The 22290-nt window shown below is 50.9% G+C and carries 17 protein-coding genes and 1 pseudogene; 5 read left to right on the forward strand and 13 right to left on the reverse strand.

The window, feature by feature from the left end:
- Positions 1 to 410 precede the first annotated feature (410 nt).
- The 5 genes from lptB to ACM67B_RS01400 all read right to left on the reverse strand — a co-directional run bounded on the left by lptB (position 411) and on the right by ACM67B_RS01400 (position 3912).
- Complete coding sequence (gene lptB / locus ACM67B_RS01380) at positions 411 to 1145, reverse strand: LPS export ABC transporter ATP-binding protein (RefSeq protein WP_416189841.1); 735 nt, start codon at positions 1143 to 1145, stop codon at positions 411 to 413.
- Between the two features lie 82 nt (positions 1146 to 1227).
- Positions 1228 to 1752, reverse strand: a complete 525-nt coding sequence (lptA, locus tag ACM67B_RS01385; protein WP_095502392.1) for a lipopolysaccharide transport periplasmic protein LptA — start codon at positions 1750 to 1752, stop codon at positions 1228 to 1230.
- On the reverse strand, positions 1733 to 2314 hold the full coding sequence (lptC, locus tag ACM67B_RS01390; protein WP_416189842.1) for an LPS export ABC transporter periplasmic protein LptC: 582 nt from the start codon (positions 2312 to 2314) through the stop codon (positions 1733 to 1735). Before lptC ends, lptA begins: the two co-directional genes overlap by 20 nt.
- Positions 2311 to 2847, reverse strand: a complete 537-nt coding sequence (locus ACM67B_RS01395; protein WP_416189843.1) for a KdsC family phosphatase — start codon at positions 2845 to 2847, stop codon at positions 2311 to 2313. The genes lptC and ACM67B_RS01395 overlap by 4 nt, the downstream gene beginning before the upstream one ends.
- A gap of 90 nt (positions 2848 to 2937) precedes the next feature.
- A complete protein-coding gene (locus ACM67B_RS01400) occupies positions 2938 to 3912 on the reverse strand; it encodes a KpsF/GutQ family sugar-phosphate isomerase (protein ID WP_416190490.1) in 975 nt (324 codons plus the stop codon).
- 110 nt (positions 3913 to 4022) lie between these two features.
- On the opposite strand from ACM67B_RS01400, the gene tal reads away from it, so the two are divergent.
- The gene (gene tal, locus ACM67B_RS01405) at positions 4023 to 5078 is read left to right on the forward strand and encodes a transaldolase (RefSeq protein ID WP_416189844.1); all 1056 of its coding nucleotides are present in this window, start codon (positions 4023 to 4025) and stop codon (positions 5076 to 5078) included.
- A gap of 57 nt (positions 5079 to 5135) precedes the next feature.
- Here the strand turns inward: tal and ACM67B_RS01410 are convergent, their stop codons facing one another.
- The 3 genes from ACM67B_RS01410 to ACM67B_RS01420 all read right to left on the reverse strand — a co-directional run bounded on the left by ACM67B_RS01410 (position 5136) and on the right by ACM67B_RS01420 (position 7985).
- Complete coding sequence (locus tag ACM67B_RS01410; RefSeq protein ID WP_416189845.1) at positions 5136 to 5849, reverse strand: GntR family transcriptional regulator; 714 nt, start codon at positions 5847 to 5849, stop codon at positions 5136 to 5138.
- A 13-nt stretch (positions 5850 to 5862) separates the two neighbouring features.
- Positions 5863 to 6573: an alpha/beta fold hydrolase gene (locus ACM67B_RS01415; RefSeq protein WP_416189846.1), complete on the reverse strand. Its 711-nt coding sequence runs from the start codon at positions 6571 to 6573 to the stop codon at positions 5863 to 5865.
- Positions 6574 to 6674: 101 nt separating this feature from the next.
- The gene (locus tag ACM67B_RS01420; protein ID WP_416189847.1) at positions 6675 to 7985 is read right to left on the reverse strand and encodes an MFS transporter; all 1311 of its coding nucleotides are present in this window, start codon (positions 7983 to 7985) and stop codon (positions 6675 to 6677) included.
- Positions 7986 to 8337: 352 nt separating this feature from the next.
- On the opposite strand from ACM67B_RS01420, the gene ACM67B_RS01425 reads away from it, so the two are divergent.
- Positions 8338 to 9402, forward strand: coding sequence for a Rieske 2Fe-2S domain-containing protein (locus ACM67B_RS01425; protein ID WP_416189848.1), 1065 nt, complete (start codon positions 8338 to 8340; stop codon positions 9400 to 9402).
- Complete coding sequence (locus ACM67B_RS01430; RefSeq protein WP_416189849.1) at positions 9399 to 10346, forward strand: PDR/VanB family oxidoreductase; 948 nt, start codon at positions 9399 to 9401, stop codon at positions 10344 to 10346. Before ACM67B_RS01425 ends, ACM67B_RS01430 begins: the two co-directional genes overlap by 4 nt.
- A gap of 123 nt (positions 10347 to 10469) precedes the next feature.
- Here ACM67B_RS01430 and ACM67B_RS01435 read toward each other — a convergent pair whose 3' ends face one another.
- Positions 10470 to 11198, reverse strand: a complete 729-nt coding sequence (locus tag ACM67B_RS01435) for a GntR family transcriptional regulator (RefSeq protein WP_416189850.1) — start codon at positions 11196 to 11198, stop codon at positions 10470 to 10472.
- 138 nt (positions 11199 to 11336) lie between these two features.
- On the opposite strand from ACM67B_RS01435, the gene ACM67B_RS01440 reads away from it, so the two are divergent.
- Together ACM67B_RS01440 and ACM67B_RS01445 are read left to right on the forward strand one after the other, a co-directional pair.
- Positions 11337 to 12626, forward strand: a complete 1290-nt coding sequence (locus ACM67B_RS01440) for an SLC13 family permease (protein WP_416189851.1) — start codon at positions 11337 to 11339, stop codon at positions 12624 to 12626.
- Between the two features lie 13 nt (positions 12627 to 12639).
- The gene (locus ACM67B_RS01445; protein ID WP_416189852.1) at positions 12640 to 13443 is read left to right on the forward strand and encodes an amidohydrolase family protein; all 804 of its coding nucleotides are present in this window, start codon (positions 12640 to 12642) and stop codon (positions 13441 to 13443) included.
- A gap of 69 nt (positions 13444 to 13512) precedes the next feature.
- Here the strand turns inward: ACM67B_RS01445 and ACM67B_RS01450 are convergent, their stop codons facing one another.
- The 4 genes and pseudogenes from ACM67B_RS01450 to carB all read right to left on the reverse strand — a co-directional run bounded on the left by ACM67B_RS01450 (position 13513) and on the right by carB (position 22185).
- Positions 13513 to 17205 (reverse strand): SNF2-related protein, encoded by a 3693-nt coding sequence (locus ACM67B_RS01450; protein ID WP_416189853.1) that lies wholly within the window; start codon positions 17203 to 17205, stop codon positions 13513 to 13515.
- 111 nt (positions 17206 to 17316) lie between these two features.
- Positions 17317 to 17841: pseudogene (locus ACM67B_RS01455) on the reverse strand (type I restriction endonuclease subunit R, EcoR124 family); the annotation flags it as partial.
- Between the two features lie 28 nt (positions 17842 to 17869).
- Positions 17870 to 18829, reverse strand: a complete 960-nt coding sequence (locus ACM67B_RS01460; protein ID WP_416189748.1) for an IS30 family transposase — start codon at positions 18827 to 18829, stop codon at positions 17870 to 17872.
- A 146-nt stretch (positions 18830 to 18975) separates the two neighbouring features.
- Entirely contained in the window at positions 18976 to 22185 is a 3210-nt protein-coding gene (gene carB, locus ACM67B_RS01465) for a carbamoyl-phosphate synthase large subunit (RefSeq protein WP_416189854.1), read from the reverse strand.
- Positions 22186 to 22290: the final 105 nt, after the last annotated feature.

A 22290-nucleotide genomic window follows, 5' to 3' on the forward strand; every position in this document is an offset into this window, starting at 1 on the left:
GACATAAAAATCTTGTGTTCAGCTAATCATCTGGGACGTGTAAAAGCATTCGCCACATTCGGTTTGCAAGCTTTTGCGCCTATTAACTGCGTATGCTTTTCTCGTTGCTTGAGGTCAGGCTTTCGTTTTGCTGCCGGTATTGTTGTCTGTCTGTAGAAATAGCGTAACGCAAATAAACGGTGCGGGCAAGCTAAATCTCGCCGGCGTGATGACAGTCATTACTTAAGGTGTTGGACTGCCTTGGGTTTTTGATCGTATTAATGGCGTGATGTTTGTTGTGCCGGTTTGTTAGGCGGTATGTGTATGGGTAGCAGAATACAGAAGGCCGTCTGAAAAACTGCTGCATTATATGCGCAGTTTTTCAGACGGCCTCTTTGGATAGTGGACACACAAGTGATGCGTCAGCCGGATCAGTATTTGAAGTTTTCGCCTAAGTAAACCGCACGCACTTTCTCGTCGTTGACCAAGTCGTCCGGCTTGCCCGAAGCTAATACCGTGCCTTCGCTGATGATGTAGGCGCGGTCACAAATGCTCAAGGTTTCACGCACGTTGTGGTCGGTAATCAACACGCCGATGCCGCGTGATTTGAGAAAGGCGATGATTTTTTGAATATCGATAACGGCCAAGGGATCCACACCGGCGAAAGGTTCGTCCAGCAGAATAAAACGCGGTTTCATTGCCAAAACACGGGCGATTTCCACGCGGCGGCGTTCACCGCCCGATAAAGACGGTGCAGGGTTGTGGCGCAGGCGCTCGATGTTCAAATCGGCCAATAATTTGTCGATTTCGCCATCGATGCCGCTTTTGTCTTTCATGCTGATTTCTAAGATGGCGCGGATGTTTTGCTCGACCGTCATTTTGCGGAAAATCGACGCTTCTTGCGGCAGATAGCCCACGCCCAAGCGTGCGCGTTCGTGAATCGGCAGGTGGCGCAATTCTTGGCCGTCGAGCGTGACGCTGCCGCCATCGGCAGCAATCAGGCCGACAATCATGTAGAAACTGGTAGTTTTGCCCGCGCCGTTGGGGCCGAGCAGGCCGACCACTTCGCCGCTTTCGATTTCAAGCGAGAAATCTTTCACGACTTGGCGTTTTTTGAAACTTTTTTGCAGGCCTTGGGCGACAAGGCGGCTGGCTGGTGCAGTCATAATCTGTTCTTTAAACGGAATCAAGGTGGGATAGGCCGTCTGAAAGCTTGGTTCAACCAATCATTCAGACGGCCTCAGCTTATTATTTGGTCGAAGTCGGTTGAATCACCACGCTCACGCGGCCGGATTTGGCCGGTGATTTCACGCCGGCTTGTTTCGAGCCGCCATGAATGGTATAGACTTCGGTGCGCATGTTGTAGGTAATCACCGCGCCTTGGGCGACATCGCCGCCGCGCTGCACTTTGGCATTGCCGGTGAGTTTCACTAAGCCGGTGGCCGAAGCGTATTCGACTTGGTTGCCTTGGCCGTTGACTGTACCTTTGTTGCCGTCAAGCTGCTGGCTGAAGCGTACGGGCGAGCCGTTGGCTTTCATCAGCTGGTCGCCTTTGTCGTTGCGCGACACGGTCACGTTGGCGGCATTGATGTTCAGCGTGCCTTGTTTGATGATGACGTTGCCGCTGAAAGTGGTGGTTTGGTTGGCTTGGTCGAGCGAGCCTTGGTCGGCTTCGATTTGAATCGGTTGGCGGCTGTCGCTTTGCAACGCGAAAGCAGGCGCACTGATCATCAGAGCAGACAATGCGGCGGCTTTAAAGATTTTTGGCATCATAAATCGTGGCTTTCACTTTTGATGAGAAATTGAGTAAACCTTTGGTGTGGTCGTACGTCATGCCGACTGAAGAGCCGTGGGACTGGCCGTAGGCAAATTCAACCGGATGCTCGGTTTGGGCAAACTGGGCTTGGGTGTCGACATGAATAAATTCGGTTTTGACTGTACCGGCAGGGTGGGTGCCGTCGGCCGGCTTGGTCAGCAATACTTCTTTTTGGAACACGGCAACGCGTGTATCGGTGTTATACAGGCCTTCTTTGCCTTCCACTTGATACGCCAGCTTGCCTTGCTGGTGTACATCCAGTTTAGGCATACGGAAATGCACGTCTTTACTGTTGGGCAATTGGAATGCTTGGGTAGCGGTGAAATGCTCTTGCAAATTACCTTCCTCGTCAAAACGCTTGCCTTCCATGCCACCCATCCAATATTGCGGCTCATCGGGATTGAGTTGCACTTCTTCCGTTTGAATCTCGCTGATGCGGCCGAGCCAAGCCGACAGGCCGCCGAGTGCGACGGCCAGAATCAAAGGAAAGGCCAGACCGTATTGCCATCTTATTTTCATTTAATATACTCGTCCAAAGCAGGTTGCAAGGTGCCTTGCGCCTGCATAATCAAATCGCACACTTCGCGCACCGCGCCTTTGCCGGCAGGGCGTTGGGTGATGTAGGCCGCGTGTTCGCGTGTGAACCAGTGCGCTTCAGGCACAGCTACCGGCAAACCGCAGCGCACCATCACCGGCAAATCGACCACATCATCGCCGACAAACGCGCATTCGTGCTCCGCCACGCCGGCTTGTTCGCGTAATTGGGCATAGGCCGCACGCTTATCGTGAATGCCTTTGAAATAGTAGGCAATGCCCAATTGCTGCACGCGGATGCCGATCGATGGCGCATCGCGGCCGGTAATAATGGCCGTCTGAACGCCGCTGGCTGCCAGCATTTTGATGCCGTGGCCGTCGAGGGTGTGGAAAGATTTGATTTCTTCACCAGTGTCGCGGATGTAAATATGGCCGTCGGTCAATACACCGTCCACGTCTAAAATCAATAATTTAATCGCGGCGGCGCGCTGTTGCAATTCTGGGGATAAGCTCTGCATGGCGGATTCCTTGTTCAGACGGCCTATTCTAGCATAAAGGCCGTCTGAAACGTTTTGGGGAGAATAAACGGTTGGTAAAGTTTTGCAGCCTTACACAATACGCGCCATCAGCAAATCATGCATATTGAGCGCGCCGATTAACAGGCCGTCTGAATCGGTCACTAAAAGACCGTTCACATGATTGGTCTGCATATGTTTCAAGGCTTCGGTGGCGAGCTTGTCGGCAGCGATGGTTTTCGGTTCGGTGTGCATGATGTCGTTGACGGTTAAGCCTTTGAAATCATCGCGTTGTTGGAATAGACGGCGTAAGTCGCCATCGGTGAACACGCCTTTCAGACGGCCTTCATCATCGGTCACGGCCAACATGCCCAAGCCTTTTTCGCTCATGCGCACAATCGCGTCTTTCAATAAAGTGCCGCACACGACTGCAGGCAGCTCGTCGCCGCCGTGCATAATGTCGGCCACGCGCAGCAGCAGACGTTTGCCCAAGCTGCCGGCAGGGTGGCTGAGCGCGAAATCATCGGGTGTGAACGCGCGCGCTTTCAGCAACACAATCGCCAAGGCATCGCCCAGCGCCATCACGGCGGTGGTGCTGGAAGTCGGCGCTAGTCCGAGCGGGCAGGCTTCTTTGGAGACCGAAGCCATAATGTGGATGTCGGCATGACGTGCCATGGTCGAAGTCGGGCGGGCGGTGATGCAGATTAAGGTCACGTTTTTGCGTTTCAAGGCCGGAATAATCGCCGCAATTTCATCGCTTTCGCCTGAATTTGACACTGCCATCACCACGTCGCCGTCGACAATCATGCCCAAATCGCCATGCGCCGCTTCCGCCGGATGGACGAAAAAAGCCGGTGTGCCGGTGGAGGCCATGGTAGCGGCCATTTTGCGGGCGATGTGACCCGATTTGCCCATGCCCATAATCACCACGCGGCCTTGGCAATGCAGCAAGGCTTCGGCGGCCTGAACAAAATGTTCGTCCAATTCATCGGCGATTTCGTGCAAGGCTTCCGCTTCGATATGCAGCACATCGCGCGCCCAAGGTAAGTAAGATTCGGTCGTTGTCATCATTGTGTCCGTCAAAGGGTGATACTGTTCAAAGGCTGGAAATCAAGGTATAGTGAAAATCCATCGGTTTTGCTATAAATATAAACCCGCTCAACAAAAAGGATTCAGAGATGACTATTTTATCGGACGTTAAAGCATTAGGCCAACAAATCTGGTTGGACAACTTATCCCGCTCGCTGGTGCAAAGCGGCGAATTGGCCGAAATGGCCAAGCAAGGCGTGTGCGGCGTGACTTCCAATCCGGCGATTTTCCAAAAAGCCTTTGCCGGCGACGAATTGTATGCCGATGAAGTGGCCGCTTTAAAAGCGCAGGATTTGAGCCCGAAAGAGCGTTATGAAACCTTAGCGATTGCCGATGTGCAGGCGGCTTGTGATGTGTTGCTGGCCGAACACGAATCTACCGGCGGCAAAACCGGTTTTGTCAGCTTGGAAGTGGCGCCGGAATTGGCAAAAGACGCCGCCGGCACCGTGGCCGAAGCCAAACGCTTACACGATGCCATCGGTCGCAAAAACGTGATGATTAAAGTGCCGACCACCGATGCCGGTGTGGAAGCGTTGGAGCAATTGGTTTCAGACGGCCTGTCAATTAACCTGACCTTGCTGTTTTCGCGTACGCAAACCCTGAAAGCTTACGCTGCTTACCAGCGTGGCATCGCCAAACGCGTGGCGGCCGGTTTGCCGGTTGACCATATTCAAGTGGTGGCCAGCTTCTTTATTTCGCGTGTGGATGCCGCTTTAGATGCGACCTTGCCAGACCATTTGAAAGGCAAAATCGCCATCGCCTTGGCCAAAGCCGCTTATCAAGATTGGGAACAATTCTTCAGCAGCGCCGAATTTACCGAATTGGCCGCCAAGGGAGCCAACCGCGTGCAATTATTGTGGGCTTCGACCGGCGTGAAAAATCCTGACTATCCGGATACTTTATACGTTGATAGCCTGATTGGCGCGCACACAGTGAATACTGTGCCGGATGCCACGCTGAAAGCCTTTGTTGATCACGGCACGGCCAAAGCCACGCTGACCGACAATACCGACGAAGCCTTGGCACAACTGGCCGAAGCGGAAAAACTCGGCGTCGATTTGGAAGCCTTGGCTACCCGTTTGCAGGAAGACGGTTTGAAACAGTTTGAAGAAGCTTTTGATAAACTGTTGGCACCGTTGGCTTAAAGTTTGATTGGAATACATAAGGCCGTCTGAAAGAATCATTTTCAGACGGCCTTATTGTTAATCGCTTTCCTGCACAATATGCAGTGATTCGGGGCGGTTTTCAAAACGGTTGAGTAAATCGGTAAACAACACCGGCGATTGCGCGTGTTCGCGCATCAAGGCTTCTGCCCGTGTGCTTTGGCGGCTGCAAAGTGCGCGCAAAATGGCATGGTGCTGCAAGTGGGCATAGAGCAGGCGTTTTTTCTCGCGCGGCATTTCGCGCCGGTCGATGACCAGCGATTGAATTGATGAAAACGGCAGGCTTTCGATTTTCGCCAAGGCCAGGCGAATGACCGGATTTTGCGAAGCATCAATCACCGCATCGTGAAACAACACATTGAATTTTTGATAAATTTCCACTTCTTCAATACCAAATACATCGCGCTCGAACACTGCATCCAGTTCGGCTAAACCTTGCTCGAGCAGGGCAACGGTTTCAGACGACATCCCCAGTTCCGCCGCCTGACGTGCCGCCAAACCTTCCAATGCGCCGCGCACTTCCAGTGCATTGAGAAAATCTGCCGAAGTGATTTTACGGGCGGTGTAGCCGCGTTTTGGCAGGCGTTCGACCAAGCCTTCCTGCTCCAAAATCTGCAAAGCCATGCGCACCGGCAAGCGCGACACGCCGAGCTTTTCCGCGGTCGGAATCTCGGTGATGCGCTCGCCCGGTTTGAGTTCGCCATCGGCAATCATTTCACGCAAGCGCACCAAAACCTGATGGTTGTGTTCCATAGTATTTCCTTTTTCAGACGGCCTGACTATCCGGCAACAGCCATTGCAGCAAACTTTGGCTGACGTTGTGCGGCGTTTCAAAAGGCGCCATATGACCGGCTTGTGGGAACACGACCAATTCGGCATGCGGTGCGATTTCCTGCATGGCGGTGTGCTGCGCGACCGGGCTCCACGCATCCAATTCACCAACGCCCAGCAGCAACGGGCAACGAATCTGACGCAACACCGCAGCCGCATCAGGGCGGTGAACCAGCGCGTGGATCTGCTTGGCAAAATCTTCAGGCGTAAAGCGCAACACCATCTCTGCCAGTGGCTGCACCATTTCCGGCTGCGTGCGGTGATGTTCGGCCAGCATCGGCAGCAGCCAATGCTCGATTAAGCGCGGCATGCCGTTTTCTTCGGCAGCTTGCACTAAGGCCGCGCGCTTTTCGGTTTCGCCTGCTTTCAGCGGATGGATACCGGTGTCGAGCAAAATCAGTTTTTCCACGCGTTGCGGTGCCAAGCGGCAGATTTCCAAGGCCACGCGTGCACCCATGGAATGTCCGGCCAGAATAAACGAATCCGAACCTTGCACCAAAACGTGTTCTGCCATCGCCGTCAAACTGTCAAAACCCTGAAAGCTGAACGTTTCCACATCAAAATAGGGTGCAAGGGCGGCGGCTTGGTGTTGCCAAACCGTGGCATCACACAATAAACCGCACAATAAATAGATTTTTTTCTTCATGATGAGTATCCATTAAATAGGCCGTCTGAAAGGCCGAAACGAAACGGTGATAAAACGGTTTCGTCTGCTGTTTCAGACGGCCTGAACGATACGCGATTATATCAAACCGGCTTGAGTTTTCTCAGTTTTAATACTGCCAAAATCGCCAAGGCAAACACCACCGCATTCAGGTAGAACAAGCTCACCGGCTGCCAACCGGCATCGAGCAGGAAACCGATAATCATCGGCGATACAATGCTGCCGACGCGGCCGAGCGTAATGGCGGTACCGACGCCGCGGGCGCGGTTGGCGGATTCGTAAAGTGTCGGTGCCACAGCGTACAAACCGGCCACCGAGCCGTTGGCAAAGCTGCCGAGAAAAAACGCCAAAGCCATGGCCAAAGTGAGCTGCGACAAGCTTTGGGCAAAGGTAAGCGTCAGCAGCGCGGTGAGCAGCAGGAACACGGCATGCACAGTTTTGATGTTGAAACGTGTGCCCAAGAAGCCGATTAACACCGCACCGAACATCGAGCCGATATTCATCCAAATACCGACGCTGATGCCTTGTTCGGCAGTCATGCCGGCGCCGGTCAAGAGCTTCGGTGCCCAGCTCAAAATGCAGTAAAACGCGAACATCACCAAGAAAAACGCCGCCCAAATCATCAGCGTCGGCATGGTTTTGCCCTCGCCAAACAGGCTGCCGAAGCCGGAAGGGGCTTGTTGGCTTAATTGTGGTTTGGGCGGCAGCACATCAAGACGCGGCAAACTGAGTTTGGCGGTGAGTTTTTGTGCTTTGGCTAAAGCGGCTTTGGGCTGTTGCGACAGCAGAAATTCCAATGATTCGGGCAGACGCAGCAACACCACGAAAATAAAGGCAGTAGAAAGCAGGCCGCCGAACAGGAAAACCGATTGCCAGCCGTAGGTTTTAATCAGATACATCGACACCAAACCACCACCGGTTGCGCCGATGCCGTAGCCCGCCGATTGCAGGCTGATGGTCAGGCTGCGCCATTTGGCGGATGAAAACTCGCTGGTCAACACGTTGCTGCTGGCCAAAATGCCGCCGATACCTAAGCCGGTGATAAAGCGCAAAACGCCCAACTCCAAAGCGGAAGTGCTGAAGCTGCTTAAAATCATGCCGACCGACACCACCACCAGCGACAACAAAATCACCGGTTTGCGGCCGAATTTATCGGCTTGCGGCGCGAGCGTCAGCGAGCCGGCCGCCATGCCGAACAGGCCAGCGCTTAACAATAAGCCGATTTCCGAGCCAGACAGCCCCCATTCTTTGGCCACCGCCGATGCGGTAAACGCCATCACTAAGACATCAAAGCCGTCGATGACGTTAAGACAGATACAGATGGCAACCACCGACCATTGAAAAGCATTCATGGGCTTTTGGTCGATTTGCTGCTTGAGTGTTGCGGCATTCATGGTTTCTCTCCTCAAGAAAATATTGTTTTTTTGTGTCGGATTCAAAGGCTTGCCGCCGATAAAGCCGATGAAAAAAACAATAGCGAAATTGGATACAAAAATCAATGATTGTTTCTGGGTATTGTTTTTGAAATTCCGATTATAAAATTAACTATATGATTTAATTAAAATTAAAATTTATGATTTTTAATCAAATGGTAAATTTTAAAATTTTGGATACAATTTTGTTGACAGCGCTCGTACTTGTCGATTAAATTTTTCCCAAAGAGAAACAACAGGCCGTCTGAACGTTTCAGACGGCCTGCCATAAACCAATAAAAAAACAGAAAAATCAAAACACAAAGGAGCCATCATGACCACCACCCCTACCTTTATCCGCAATGCCTGGTATGTTGCCGCACGCAGCGAAGAAGTCGGCGAGAAGCCGCTGGGCCGCACCATCTGCAATGAAAAAATCGTATTGTTCCGCGGCAAAGACGGCATTGCCGCTGTGGAAGACTTTTGCCCGCATCGTGGCGCGCCATTGTCGTTGGGTTTTGTGCGCGACGGCAATTTGGTCTGCGGTTACCACGGCTTAGAGCTCGACTGTAAAGGCAAACCGCAAGCCATGCCTATGCAGCGCGTGCAAAGTTTCCCGTGTATCCGCCCGTATGCCGTGGTTGAAAAATACGGCTTTATCTGGTTTTGGGCGGGCGACAAAGAAAGCGCCGACGAATCATTGCTGCCTTATTTGGAATGGGCGGAAAGCGACGAATGGGCGTATGGCGGCGGCCTGTATCACATCAAAGCCGATTATCGCCTGATGATCGATAACCTGATGGATTTGACCCACGAAACCTATGTACACGCCAGCAGCATCGGTCAGAAAGAAATCGACGAAACGCCGCTAAAAACCACCGTAAAAGGCGATGTGGTGACGCTTGAGCGCAATATGGAAAACATTTACGCGCCGCCTTTCTGGCAATCGTGTATGAGTTCCAAAGGTTTGGACGAAACGCAATTGGTTGACCGCTGGCAGCGCTGCCATTTCCACCTGCCGAGCAACGTGCACATCGAAGTAGGCGTAGCCGAAGCAGGGCATGGCGGTTATCACGCACCGGAAGAACACAAAGTATCCAGCATCGTGGTCGATTTCATCACGCCGGAAACCGATACCTCGCATTGGTATTTCTGGGGCATGGCGCGCCATTTCAACGCGCAAGACGAAGAAACCACGCGCCAAATCCGCGAAGGCCAAGGCAAGATTTTCAGCGAAGACTTGGAAATGCTGGAGAAGCAGCAGCAAAACCTGAGCGAGCAACCCGAGCGCCGTTTGCTGATGCTGAACATCGATTCCGGCGGCGTGCAAGCGCGTAAGATTATCGACAAAAAAATCCAAGCCGAACAAGCGGCTCAAACCGCCGGAGCCGAATCATGAAAGCGCACGTGACCGAAGTCCGCAGCTGTGGCAGCAAAGTCAAGCTGATTACCCTGCAGCCCGAAGCAGGCAGCAGCTTGCCCGATTACACCGCTGGCGCACACATCGACCTGAATCTCGGTAACGGCCTCATCCGCCAGTATTCACTTTGCCAATACCCGATGACGGACAACCAATACCGCATTGCTGTATTGCGCGACGAAGCCTCACGCGGCGGCTCGCAGTATATCCACGAGCAGATTCAAGTCGGCGATACGCTTGAGATTAGCGAGCCGCGCAACCTGTTCCCTTTGGCTGAAAACCAACAACGCGCCTTGCTGTTTGCCGGCGGAATCGGCATTACCCCGCTGATGGCCATGTTTGATGCCTTGTTGCAGCAGGGCATAGACGTGAAGCTGTATTACTTCTGCCGCGACGAAGCCGACGCCATTTTCGCCGAGCGCCTGCAACAAGCCGATGTGGCCGATAAAGTCGAGCTGGTGTGCCAAAGCCCGCGCACCTCGCCCGAATTGTTGCAACGCATGGTCGAAGCGCCGGCCGAAGGCCTGCATCTTTACACCTGCGGCCCATTGGGTTTTATGGATGCCGTATTTCAGACGGCCTCAGAAAAAGGCTGGCCGTCTGAAAACCTGCACCGCGAATTGTTCCAAGCCGCTCCTGTGGACGAATCGGCAAACCGCCCGTTTCAAATCCAAATTGCCAGCGACGGCGCCGTGATTGACGTACCCGCCGACAAAAGCATCACGCAAGTGCTGGAAGAAGCAGGTTATTTCGTGCCTGTTTCCTGCGAAGAAGGCATCTGCGGCACCTGCCTGACCAACCTAATCGAAGGCGAAGCGCTGCACCGCGACCAGTTCCTTACCGAAGAAGAACACGCCGAAGGGAAAATCTTCACTCCGTGTTGCTCACGCGCACGATCGGAGCGGTTGGTTTTGGATTTGTGAGTGTATGTGTTAACGTGATGATTAAATCATGAAAAGGCCGTCTGAAAGATTTAGCTTTCAGACGGCCTTTTTGTATTGTTGGGGCATTTTATGGTTTATATCGTGCGTTGTAATCTGACTGTTTTAAGAAATCACTGTTTCATAGAAGAAATCTTGTGCTCGTCCGTAGGATTCCCGATATTCCAATACCGTGCCATCCATGCCTTGGGCAAAGCGACGGATTTTAATAACCGGTTCGTCTGCTTGGGTTTGCAGATAAGGATCAGAATAGTGCGGCAAAAAAGTCAGTTGCTCTCGTGCGGAAAGAATCAGTTGTCCGCAAACGTTGATATAGAGCGGATACAGCAGATTTTCAAATTGTTCAGGTGCAAGGCTGAGTAAAGATTGGAATGGTTCAAAGGGCAACCATATTTTTTCGCTGACCATCACCATCCCATCTAAAAGGCGTGTGCGCTCGATATAAATGAGCGGCGCATTGGGTTCACGCTGCAGATAGGTGTTGATTTCTGTATGGCCATCGATGGCAGTTATGTTTTCTATATGGCCTGTCGGAATAATCGGTTCGCCGGTCTTGCTGCGGTGACGAAAAAAACGGATGAGGGAGCTGTTAAAGTCCGGATATTTGACAAATGTGCCCTTGCCTTGAATTTTGGTAAGTAGTCCATCCCGCACCAATTGGTCAATGGCTTTACGTATGGTGCCAATCGATACTTGGTAAGTTTCTGCCAAAATATGTTCGCTTGGAATTGGTTCACCAATCTGCCATTTTTGCTCGGCCAATTGCTTTTGGATGAGATGGCGTATTTGTTCGTAGCGAGGTAATTTACTAAGCTGACTCTGATTGAGGTTCATTTTTCTAGCATTAAATTCAAATAAAATAAATAGATTGACAAATATAGCACAAGTTGACAATATTCAATTCATCTAGTCATCTATATGACTAGATGAATATGAGAAAACACAAAGAGGTAGATAAAGGAGCAGTTTAAAATGATTGCGCTTATTTTGTTGGTGATTGTATTCGTGATTGCCGCAGGGTACATCACCAAAATCAATATCGGGTTTTATGCGATTGCCGCAACCTATTTAATCGGTTGCTTTATGATGGATTTGTCACCGAATGATTTGGTGAAGATGTGGCCGGTCAAAATCTTTTTTGTGATTTTGTCGGTCAGCTTGTTCTACAACGTGGCATTGGCCAATGGCGCTTTGGAAAAATTGGCCGGACATCTGCTTTATCAATGCCGTAATTTTCCGAATATTTTGCCATTGGCCGTATTCGCAGCAGCGACCATTATTGCGGGTCTAGGTGCGGGATTTTACACCGTACTGGCATTTATGGCGCCGCTGACCCTGTTACTTTGTCAGAAAACCAAAATGAATTTGGTCGTTGGCAGTATGGCTGTGAACTATGGTGCATTGGCCGGTGCCAATTTCATGACCTCGCAAAGCGGTATTATTTTTAGGGGTTTATTAGAAGGTACAGGCATGCCAAAAGAAACTGCCTTTAATTATGCAACTTCGATTTTTGCAGTAACTTTTTTAGTTCCTATCGTAGTGTTGGGTGCTTATTCTTTGTGGAACCGCAGATCTTCTACCATTCAAATTGATGCGGAAAAACCGGAGCCGTTTGATTTGAAACAAAAGCAGTCAATTTACCTGATTGTTATCCTGATGACGATTGTATTGTTGTTCCCAATTTTGCATTTGCTGCTGCCGCAAAATGAGTGGATTGCTGCAATGAATAAGAAAATGGACATCGGCTTTTTGGCTATTCTCTTCACTTTAATCAGCATGGCTATGAAGTTGGCAGATGAGAAAAAGGTGATTGCATTGGTGCCATGGAATACCTTATTGATGATTTGCGGTATGGGCATGCTGATTGGTATCGGTGTTAAAGCAGGCGTGATTGAGGCATTTTCAGGTTGGGTTTCGGGTAATGTGGCTTTTTGGCTCATTCCCGTGGTGTTGTGCTGCATTGGCGCAATCATGTCGGTTTTCTCCAGCACACTGGGTGTGGTTGCGCCGACTTTATTTCCGATTATTCCTGCCATTGCAATCCATTCCGGTTTGGAACCTGCGCTGCTGTTTACCGCGGTTGTGGTGGGCGCACAAGCAACGGCAATTTCACCATTCTCTTCAGGAGGCAGTCTGATTTTAGGTTCTGCGCCGGAAGGAATCGATAAAAACAAGTTACTCAATAGTTTGCTGTTCCGTGCTATTCCGATTGGTCTGGTTGCCGCGCTGATTGCTGTGGTTTTGGCTCAATTCATAATCTAATAAAGGAAAAAACATGTATAACGTTGATACCCATGCCCATGTTTTTAGTCAACATGATCATTTTGTTGAAAATGCCCGCTACACGCCGTCTTATACGGCTTCGGTCGAAGCATTTTTAGAATTGCTCGATGCGCATCAATTTCAATACGGGGTTTTAATCCAGCCGAGTTTCTACGGTACAGACAACAGCGTGATGCTGCAAGCTGTTGCTGAATCGAAAGGCCGTTTAAAAGCAGTGATTGTGGTTGATCCTGATATTTCTGCGGAAGATTTACAGCAATATCACCAGCAGGGTGCCCGAGGAATTCGATTAAACCTCTTTGGAAAAGACATACCTGATGTGAGTACGCCCCAATGGCAAGTACTGGCAAAAAATTTAAAATCATTGGGCTGGCATGTTGAATTGCATTGCCCGCCGGATTATCTGTTGGCATTGCTGCCGGCACTGAAACAATACGGTGTAAATGTGGTTATTGATCATTTGGGCAGACCGGCATACGAGCAAGATCTAGATGGCGAAGTATTCCAGCAGTTTATTGCTTTGCTTGACCCAGAATATCATTGGATTAAATTGTCGGGTTTATATCGTTTGGCTCCTTCAGGGCAGGCAGTCGAGCGAGGCAAGAAAATTTATGACATGTTGAAAGCTCAAGGAATGTTAACCCGAATCGTATGGGGCAGCGATTGGCCGCATACCCAGCATGAACATGAAACCGGCTATGCTGAGAATTGGCAATTGTTCCATGAAATCGTGCAAAATGAAGATGAACGTGTACAAATTTTAAGTGCGAATCCTTGCCAGCTTTTTGGGTTTTAAACGTCTTTAGTGAAGCAAACAGGCCGTCTGAAAGATAAACTTTCAGACGGCCTGTTTGTTTTTTCCTGCCTATTCAAACAAGTTTTTCACTTCATCCAAATCAAACGATTTTTTCTCGTTGTCGACGCTGATCAAGCTGTCGGCAATACCTTGTTTTTTCTGCTGTAAGGCGAGGATTTTTTCTTCGACGCTATCGCGGCAGATGAGGCGGTAGGCCATGACTTGTTTGGTTTGGCCGATGCGGTAGCAGCGGTCGATGGCTTGGTTTTCTACCGCCGGGTTCCACCACGGGTCGACGATGAACACGTAATCGGCTTCGGTGAGGTTCAGTCCGGTGCCGCCCGCTTTGGTGCTGATGAGGAATACGCGGATGTCGGCGTTGTTTTGGAAGCGGTCGACTTTTTGCTGACGGTTGCGTGTTTGGCCGTCGAGGTATTCGTAGGCGATGTTTTCTGCGTTCAGACGGCCTTCGATCAGGGCAAGCATTTTGACGAAGCTGGAGAACACGAGGATTTTGTGTTGTCCGGTTTTGTCTTTGATGTGTTCTACCAAGGTGTCGAGCTTGACCGATTCGCTGCCGTAATCGGCATCTGCTAAAAGCGCGGGGCTGTTGCAGATTTGGCGCAATTTGGTCAGGCCTTCGAGAATATACATTTGCGATTTGTTGATGCCGTCTGAACCGATTTTGTCCAGCAAATAAGTGCGGTATTGCTCTTTGACACGGTCGTACGCTTTGCGTTGCGCTTTGCCCATTTCGCAATAAAGCACGCTTTCGGTTTTGGGCGGCAATTCGTGTGCCACCTGATTTTTGGTGCGGCGCAAGATGAAAGGATGCACCATTTTGGCCAGCAGGGCAGCGGCTTGTTGGTCTTGTTTTTTGTCGATGGCATCGGCAAAGCGGCTTTTGAAATGGCTTTGGTTGCCGAGCAGGCCGGGATTGAGGAAATTGAGCTGCGTGTATAAATCGAAGGTGTTGTTTTCGATGGGGGTGCCGCTCAGAATCAGGCGGTTGTCGGCCTGTATCAGGCGGGCGGCTTTGTAGCGTTGCGACAGCGGGTTTTTGATGGCTTGGCTTTCGTCAAGAATCAGGTAGCTGAAATGGTAGCCTTGCAGCAGCTCGATGTCTTGCAACAGTGTGCCGTAGGTGGTGAGCACAACATCGCAGCCGTCAAATGAAGCGGTATCTTTCAGACGGCCTGCACCGGTGTAATCCAATACGCGCAAACCCGGGCAGAATTTTTCGATTTCGGCCAGCCAGTTGAAGGTGAGGCTGGTGGGGGCGACAATCAGGCTGGGTTTGTCCGGTGTGTGGGTGGTTTTGAGGTATTGCAAAAAGGCGATGGTTTGCAGCGTTTTGCCCAAACCCATATCATCGGCCAAGCAGCCGCCCAAGCCGTTGGCATGCAGAAAAGCCAGCCAGTTCAAACCGTGTTGCTGATAGGGGCGTAGGGTGGCGTTGAGGCCGTCTGAAAGTTGTACGTCGGGTTGGGCTGACAAATTTTGCAGCCGTTGTCGGCGTTGGTATAAGGTGTGCAAAAATTCCGGCTTGTCGTCCAAACTTTCATAGAGCTGGTCGATGATGCCGAATTGGTAGGGCGACAGGCGGATGCTGTCTTTTTTCACTTCACCTGCCTGAAAATACGGCGCAAACTGTTCCAGCCAGCTTTCGGGCAGCATGCCGATGGTGCCGTCTGAAAGTGTGACGAAATTTTGCCGGTTGACAAAGGCTTTGTGTATGTCTTTCAGGTTGACGGTTTCTTCGCCGTAACGGATGGCTATGTTGAGGTCGAACCAATCCGTGCCCGATTCGGTGCGGATGCTGATTTGCGGTTTATTGAGGTTGTAACGCCACGATTTCAAATCCTTGGCACCCAAAAGCTCGATGCCTTGGTTTTTTAAGCTGTCGGCAAAGTCGATGAACCAAAAGTCTTGTGTCAGTTGTTCGGGCGTGAGCAGATATAGGCCGTCTGAAACTTGGGCAAAATCCGGATGTAAGGCTTCAAAAAAACGCAAAAATGCCTGCTCTTGCGCTTCATCGCGCTCAAGGCGGTGGAATTTACCGTCTTGAATGTGCAGGCGCAAGGCATGGCTCGGTAGTTCGATCAATGTTTCGTCATATTGTGCGGCCGGTGAGAAGCGGATGAGGCCGTCTGAATCGCGGACGTAAACCTGTTTTTGAAAAGAGCAATCAGCACCGTTTGGCGTATTTGCCGTTTGTTTGCGCTTCGTTTTCGGAGGGGTGACAAAATCGCGGCTGGTGATGGGGTAATGTTTTGCCAAGGGTGCGATGATGTTTCGACGGAAGGTTTCGGGATGGCGTTTGAGTACGGCCAAGCTCGGATGCACCACACAGCGCATGATGTCGGCGGCAGTTTTGGCATCGGGATAGCGTGTGAGCGTATCGGCGCGATAAATGAAAAAAGGATTGACCGCTTTGCCCAACAAACCGGGGCGGACAGATTTGCCGCCGAGTATAATCCTGCCCTCAAGGCGGTATAGCGCGCCGTCCTCTTTAAAACGGTAGCTCAGGCCGGCGGGTTCGGGCGAAACGGTAATCGGGGAAAGGCGGTTGAGGCTGCCGGTGCGGGCATAAGACGGGCCTTGGGCGGCAAACAGCGGCAAATCCGGGAAGGTTTGCAAAAAGCGGTTGAAAGCCGCCACTGTTTTACTGAGCGCATCAACGTTTTGCTCTTCAGCAAACTCGAGATACTGCTCATTCATGGCTTGCAGGGTATACCAGATGTCTTTGGCTTCGTCAGGCAACATGCCGTTAAACAAGACGCTGCCGGCATTTACATCACTGATCTCTTTTAAATTGGCCGAGATTTCACCGTTTTTCTTAAGGTTGGCGTAATAGAGCACAAATTCTTGAAAAACACCTTCGTCAAAATTCAATGCCAACACCAAACCCGCTTTGGGCGGCAAAGCAGTTTTAGCGGAAATTTCAGACGGTATGGTGCGAGAAACCAACGAAAAGTGCAGCGGCATCAAGTCGGGCACTTTCGGTTGGATCACAAAGCCTTCATCATCGATGGAAAAATCAAAAAACTCAGCGTAATCGTCTTGCGGCGTCATGCCGTAATCGCTGAGCACATCGGCAATAAAGCGTTCGCGGTAATCAGGCAGCAGACACTCCGCCCCCAGATTTTCCGCCGCCAGCCTGACCATTGCTGCCATATGGCTGCAATATTGTTTAGCGGTTTTGTGGGTGCAGTTGCAAGCAAGCCCGACTTCTTGTTCAGACAGCCTTGTTAAAGTAGAACGGAATGTCCCCTGCCAATCACTGGCTTCAAACGTCCATTTGCCCGGCTCAAAATCCATAATGCGGCAGTCGGCGGTATAAAACGAAAAATTGTTGAAACGGCTAAAGTCAGACCAAATGCTTTGAAAATCGACCAATCCACCGTCCAAGAGCGGATAACGCAGCAGCGTTTCTTTCGGCTTGGCAGACCGAGTCGGCTTGGTTTTCTTTTCAGGTTGACCGTCGTCACTCATCGCCGCCAATTGGCGCAAAGCCGCCACCGTATGTTTGCAGATGCCGCCGTTGTGATAAGGGCAGGAGCATGAAACCTTAACCGGTTTGCTTTCATTAAATTCAACCATCTGCCGGTAGGTCTGCTTATACGAACCTTTGCATTGAAATGTCGCCCGATTGCCATCTATTTCCACCAATTCCGCCCGATAATCCCGCGCACGCTCAATACTGGCCGGCAGGGCTTTTTCAGTGATAAAAGTTTCGATGGCATGGCGTGGTGGCAGCATGGAGGTATCTTTAAAGCGGTTGGATGTAGGAACGGCAATTATAGCAAAAAGGCCGTCTGAAAGATGAATCTTTCAGATGGCCTCTCTATTCTTAATCGATAGACCAGCTATCTACACTACACCACCAATACCTTTGAATTTTTCCACAAAATCAGCAATTTTTTGGAAAATACTTTGTTTGGCGGTCAAATAGTTGGGGTTGAGTGGGCTCATTTTGGGTAAGACACTATTCAAATCCGTACCATTCTCGCTGGCATATTCGCGCTTGAGTGAGAGCATCAGGTAGCGCTTGGCCGCCTCGGTATTCAAACCATTCTCTTCAATCAGAGCCTCTGCTTCTTGTTGCTGTTTTCCTTGAGCGAACTGGTAAAATTCATCCAGAATAGACGGCTTGTCTTCGATGGCATCCAAATTGGTTTCATTGATGAAATCCACCACCAAAGTTTCTTTGGCGCGGTTGCCGATACTGGCGCGGATGGTACGGCGGATTTCTTCCACCAAAGCGCTTTTGTCTTTGATTTTTTTATTGTGTTCAAAAATCAATTCCAAAATATAGTCCAAGTTGATTTCTTGTGATTTTAACAAATCCACTTCAAAAACCACATCATCCCAATCGATTTGGCTTTGGTTTTGTTTCCTTACATTCGCATTTCAAGTGCAACGCTCAAATGCCATTGGCAAGGGCTGCTGAAAACAGATCACCCGGTGTCTCATAGTCCAATGTCTTTCTCGGTCGGCGGTTAAGGGCCTCCTCAACCGCTTTAATCTTTTTAGCACCCAGTTTCCTAAAATCCGTCCCCTTTGGGAAGTATTGTCTGATCAGCCCGTTGGTATTTTCCACCAAGCCTTTTTCCCAAGAATGGTATGGACGGCAGAAGTAAGTTTCCGCACCCAGGGCTTTGGCAAAGGTTTTATGCCGGTAAAACTCTTTACCGTTATCCAAAGTAATCGTTTGAATGATATCTTTAAATGGCTTCAATGCCCGAATCACTACCCGGGCTACATCTTCTGCTTTGAAATTGCTGATTTTGCGGATAACGACAAATTTGGTTTTTCTTTCAACAGCAACCACCAGTCCGCTTTTTTGGTCTTTACCGACAATGGTGTCCATCTCGAAATCGCCGACCCGCTCTTTTTGATCGACAATGACAGGTCTGTGTTCAATGTCGGTTCTGTCCGGTACGCTGCCTTTTGTCCATGCACCGCTGCCGTATTTTCTGCGGTAGGGTTTGGAAACGATACGCAGATGGGTGTACAGGTCGCCGCCGTTTTGACGGTCTTTGGCGAGATAGCGGTAAAGGGTGCTGTGGTGCAGTTTGATGTGTTGATGTTTCAGCAGGTAGCCGCAGACTTGTTCGGGGCTGTATTTTTGGGTAATCAGTTTGTTAACAGTCTGTTTGACGGCAGTAGTCAGTTTGGTTGGCTTTTTGTTTTTCTTTTTAACTTCGCTTTGCTGTTGTGTTTTTCGGTAACAGTAGGTTCCGTTGACGGAATGCCGTCTGATTTCCCGACTGACGGTGGCGGGATGACAACCGATGTTCTGTGCGATTTGGTTTAGGGGTAGGTTGCGGTAATGTCTGGAAATGTAGTATCTTTGGTGTGAGGTCAGTTGTGTGTAGGCCATATTGCAATCTTTCTTGTCAGGAAAGGCAGTATACTACCGCATACTGGCCTTTTCTGTTATTGGAAATTGCACTTGTTAGGCGAATGTAAGGCCGTCTGAAAACGCAAGATGCGCTTTCAGACGGCCTTTCTATTCACACAACTGCCTTATTTTTTCAGACGGCCATGTAATTCCTGCACGCTGTACACGCCCAAGTGGTCGCGGCTTTTTGCACCTTCGCTCATGGCTTCGCCGCCGGCGATGGTGGTGTATTGCGGCACGCGTTGGGTCAGGGAGGTGCGGCGGATGCTGTGGCTGTCGGCAACCGATTGCGCATCGCTGGCGACGGTGTTCACCACTAAGGCGATTTCATCGTTTTTGATGGCGTCAACGATGTGCGGACGGCCTTCCAACACTTTGTTCACCACGCCGACTTCGATGCCTTGCTCTTTCAGGTAGGCTGCGGTGCCGCGTGTGGCGACGATTTCGTAGCCCAAGGCTTGGAAGTTTTTCGCGGTTTTGGTCAGCAGCGGTTTGTCTTCGTCGCGTACGGCCAAGAAGACTTTGCCGCTGGCCGGTAAGCGTTCGCCTGCGCCCAATTGCGCTTTGTAGTAGGCTTCGCCGAAGCTGGCGCCTACGCCCATTACTTCGCCGGTTGAGCGCATTTCAGGGCCTAAGATGGTGTCCACGCCCGGGAATTTGATGAACGGGAACACGGCTTCTTTCACGGCGTAGAAATCCGGAATCACTTCTTTTTCAACGCCTTGCTCTTTCAGACTGATGCCGGCCATGGCGCGTGCGCCGACTTTGGCCAACGGCACGGAAGTGGCTTTCGACACAAACGGCACGGTACGTGAAGCGCGTGGATTCACTTCCAATACGAACACGACATCATCTTGCACGGCAAATTGCACGTTCATCAGGCCTTTTACGTCCAAGGCTTTGGCCATGGCGACGGTTTGGCGGCGGATTTCGTCTTGAATCTCTTGGCTCAGCGAGTATGGCGGCAATGAGCAGCCTGAGTCGCCCGAGTGGATGCCGGCTTGTTCGACGTGTTGCATGATGCCGCCGATCACGACGTCGGTGCCGTCTGAAACGCAGTCGACATCGACTTCAATGGCGTTGTTCAAGAAGAAGTCGAGCAATACCGGGCTGTCTTCGGAAACTTGCACCGCTTCGCGCATATAGGTTTTCAATTGCTCTTGGGTATGCACCACCTGCATGGCGCGGCCGCCCAATACGTAAGACGGGCGCACCACCAGCGGATAGCCGATTTCTTCTGCCAACACAAGGGCTTCTTCTTCGTTGTGGGCAATGCGGTTAGGCGGTTGGCGCAAGCCTAAGTCGTTGAGCACTTTTTGGAAGCGTTCGCGGTCTTCGGCAGCGTCAATGCTGTCGGCGGATGTGCCGATGATGTTTACGCCGTTTTCCACCAAGGCGTTGGCCAGTTTCAGCGGGGTTTGGCCGCCGTAATGCACAATCACGCCCCAAGGGTTTTCTTTGCGCACGATTTCCAGCACGTCCTCCAGGGTCAGCGGCTCGAAATACAGGCGGTCGCTGGTGTCGAAGTCGGTCGAAACGGTTTCAGGGTTACAGTTGACCATGATGGTTTCAAAACCGGATTCGCGCAGCGACAGGGCAGCGTGTACGCAGCAGTAGTCGAACTCGATGCCTTGGCCGATGCGGTTCGGGCCGCCGCCGAGAATCATCACTTTTTTGCGGTCGCTCGGGCGCGCTTCGCATTCTTCTTCGTAAGTTGAATACAGGTAAGCGGTGTCGGTGGCGAACTCGGCCGCACAGGTGTCGACACGTTTGTATACCGGATGCAGGTTCAAGGCGTAGCGGTGTTCGCGCACTTCTTTTTCGCTGATGTTCAGCAATTGCGCCAAGCGCTTGTCGGAGAAACCTTTGCGTTTCAGACGGCGTAAAGCCGCGTAGTCCAAATCAGTTAATTGGCCGTCTGAAACTTTTTGCTCTTCTTGCACCAAGTCTTCGATTTGTGCCAAGAACCAAGGGTCGATGGCGCAGATGTCGAACACTTCTTCTTTGCTGAAACCGGCACGGAAGGCATCGGCCACAAACAGCATACGCTCAGGGCCCGGGTTGGCCAATTCGCGGCGGATTTCTGATTTGTCGGTCGAGCGCGGATTAAAGCCGCACAAGCCGGTTTCCAAGCCACGCAAGGCTTTTTGGAACGATTCTTGAATGGTGCGACCCATGGCCATCACTTCGCCCACCGATTTCATTTGTGTGGTCAGGCGGTCGTCGGCGGCTGGGAATTTTTCAAAGGCAAAACGCGGGATTTTGGTAATCACATAGTCGATAGACGGCTCAAACGACGCAGGCGTGCGGCCGCCGGTGATGTCGTTTTGCAATTCGTCCAAGGTAAAGCCCACAGCCAATTTCGCCGCTACTTTGGCAATCGGGAAGCCGGTGGCTTTAGAAGCCAAGGCAGACGAACGCGATACGCGCGGGTTCATCTCAATCACGATCATCTCGCCGTTTTCAGGGTTGATGGCGAATTGAACGTTAGAGCCGCCGGTGTCCACACCGATTTCGCGCAACACTGCCAAAGAAGCATTACGCATGATTTGGTATTCTTTGTCGGTCAGCGTTTGCGCAGGGGCAACGGTGATGGAGTCGCCGGTGTGCACGCCCATCGGGTCGAAGTTTTCAATCGAGCAGATGATGATGCAGTTGTCGTTTTTGTCACGCACTACTTCCATCTCGTACTCTTTCCAGCCAAGTACCGATTGCTCAATCAACAATTCGTGGGTAGGGGACGCGTCGAAACCGCGTTCGCAAATCGCCAAAAATTCATCACGGTTATACGCAATGCCGCCGCCCGAACCGCCCATGGTAAACGAAGGGCGAATCAGCGTTGGAAAGCCGACTTGCTCTTGCGCCGCCAAGGCTTCGTTCATGGTGTGGCAAACGAAAGATTTCGGGCAATGCAGACCAATTTTCGCCATCGCTTCTTTAAAGCGGCCGCGGTCTTCGGCTTTGTCGATGGCATCTTCAGTCGCGCCAATCAATTCGACATTGTATTTCGCCAGTACACCGTTGCGCGCCAAATCCAGCGCACAGTTCAGCGCCGTTTGGCCGCCCATGGTCGGCAATACCGCGTCAGGACGCTCTTTGGCGATGATTTTTTCTACCGTTTGCCAAGTAATCGGCTCGATGTAGGTCACATCAGCCATTTCAGGGTCGGTCATGATGGTGGCCGGATTCGAGTTTACCAGAATGACTTTATAGCCTTCTTCACTCAAGGCTTTACAGGCTTGAGCGCCCGAATAGTCAAATTCGCAGGCTTGGCCGATCACAATCGGGCCGGCGCCAATGATTAAGATGGATTTTAGGTCGGTACGTTTGGGCATGGTGTCTACTTCCTTATAAATTCTGAGATGAACTTTAAATTAAATATCAAAATTGTTAATAATTTCTTGCTTGGCTGCAAAATACGATGATTCGGTTGTGGTTAA

The organism is Neisseria sp. CCUG17229 (genome assembly GCF_047839235.1).
In the GTDB taxonomy this organism is placed as follows: domain Bacteria; phylum Pseudomonadota; class Gammaproteobacteria; order Burkholderiales; family Neisseriaceae; genus Neisseria; species Neisseria brasiliensis.

Coding starts and splice junctions, on each gene's coding strand:
- lptB (WP_416189841.1), bottom strand. CDS start 1,145: ATGACTGCACCAGCCAGCCGCCTTGTCGCCCAAGGCCTGCAAAAAAGT.
- lptA (WP_095502392.1), bottom strand. CDS start 1,752: ATGATGCCAAAAATCTTTAAAGCCGCCGCATTGTCTGCTCTGATGATC.
- lptC (WP_416189842.1), bottom strand. CDS start 2,314: ATGAAAATAAGATGGCAATACGGTCTGGCCTTTCCTTTGATTCTGGCC.
- ACM67B_RS01395 (WP_416189843.1), bottom strand. CDS start 2,847: ATGCAGAGCTTATCCCCAGAATTGCAACAGCGCGCCGCCGCGATTAAA.
- ACM67B_RS01400 (WP_416190490.1), bottom strand. CDS start 3,912: ATGACAACGACCGAATCTTACTTACCTTGGGCGCGCGATGTGCTGCAT.
- tal (WP_416189844.1), top strand. CDS start 4,023: ATGACTATTTTATCGGACGTTAAAGCATTAGGCCAACAAATCTGGTTG.
- ACM67B_RS01410 (WP_416189845.1), bottom strand. CDS start 5,849: ATGGAACACAACCATCAGGTTTTGGTGCGCTTGCGTGAAATGATTGCC.
- ACM67B_RS01415 (WP_416189846.1), bottom strand. CDS start 6,573: ATGAAGAAAAAAATCTATTTATTGTGCGGTTTATTGTGTGATGCCACG.
- ACM67B_RS01420 (WP_416189847.1), bottom strand. CDS start 7,985: ATGAATGCCGCAACACTCAAGCAGCAAATCGACCAAAAGCCCATGAAT.
- ACM67B_RS01425 (WP_416189848.1), top strand. CDS start 8,338: ATGACCACCACCCCTACCTTTATCCGCAATGCCTGGTATGTTGCCGCA.
- ACM67B_RS01430 (WP_416189849.1), top strand. CDS start 9,399: ATGAAAGCGCACGTGACCGAAGTCCGCAGCTGTGGCAGCAAAGTCAAG.
- ACM67B_RS01435 (WP_416189850.1), bottom strand. CDS start 11,198: ATGAACCTCAATCAGAGTCAGCTTAGTAAATTACCTCGCTACGAACAA.
- ACM67B_RS01440 (WP_416189851.1), top strand. CDS start 11,337: ATGATTGCGCTTATTTTGTTGGTGATTGTATTCGTGATTGCCGCAGGG.
- ACM67B_RS01445 (WP_416189852.1), top strand. CDS start 12,640: ATGTATAACGTTGATACCCATGCCCATGTTTTTAGTCAACATGATCAT.
- ACM67B_RS01450 (WP_416189853.1), bottom strand. CDS start 17,205: ATGCTGCCACCACGCCATGCCATCGAAACTTTTATCACTGAAAAAGCC.
- ACM67B_RS01460 (WP_416189748.1), bottom strand. CDS start 18,829: ATGGCCTACACACAACTGACCTCACACCAAAGATACTACATTTCCAGA.
- carB (WP_416189854.1), bottom strand. CDS start 22,185: ATGCCCAAACGTACCGACCTAAAATCCATCTTAATCATTGGCGCCGGC.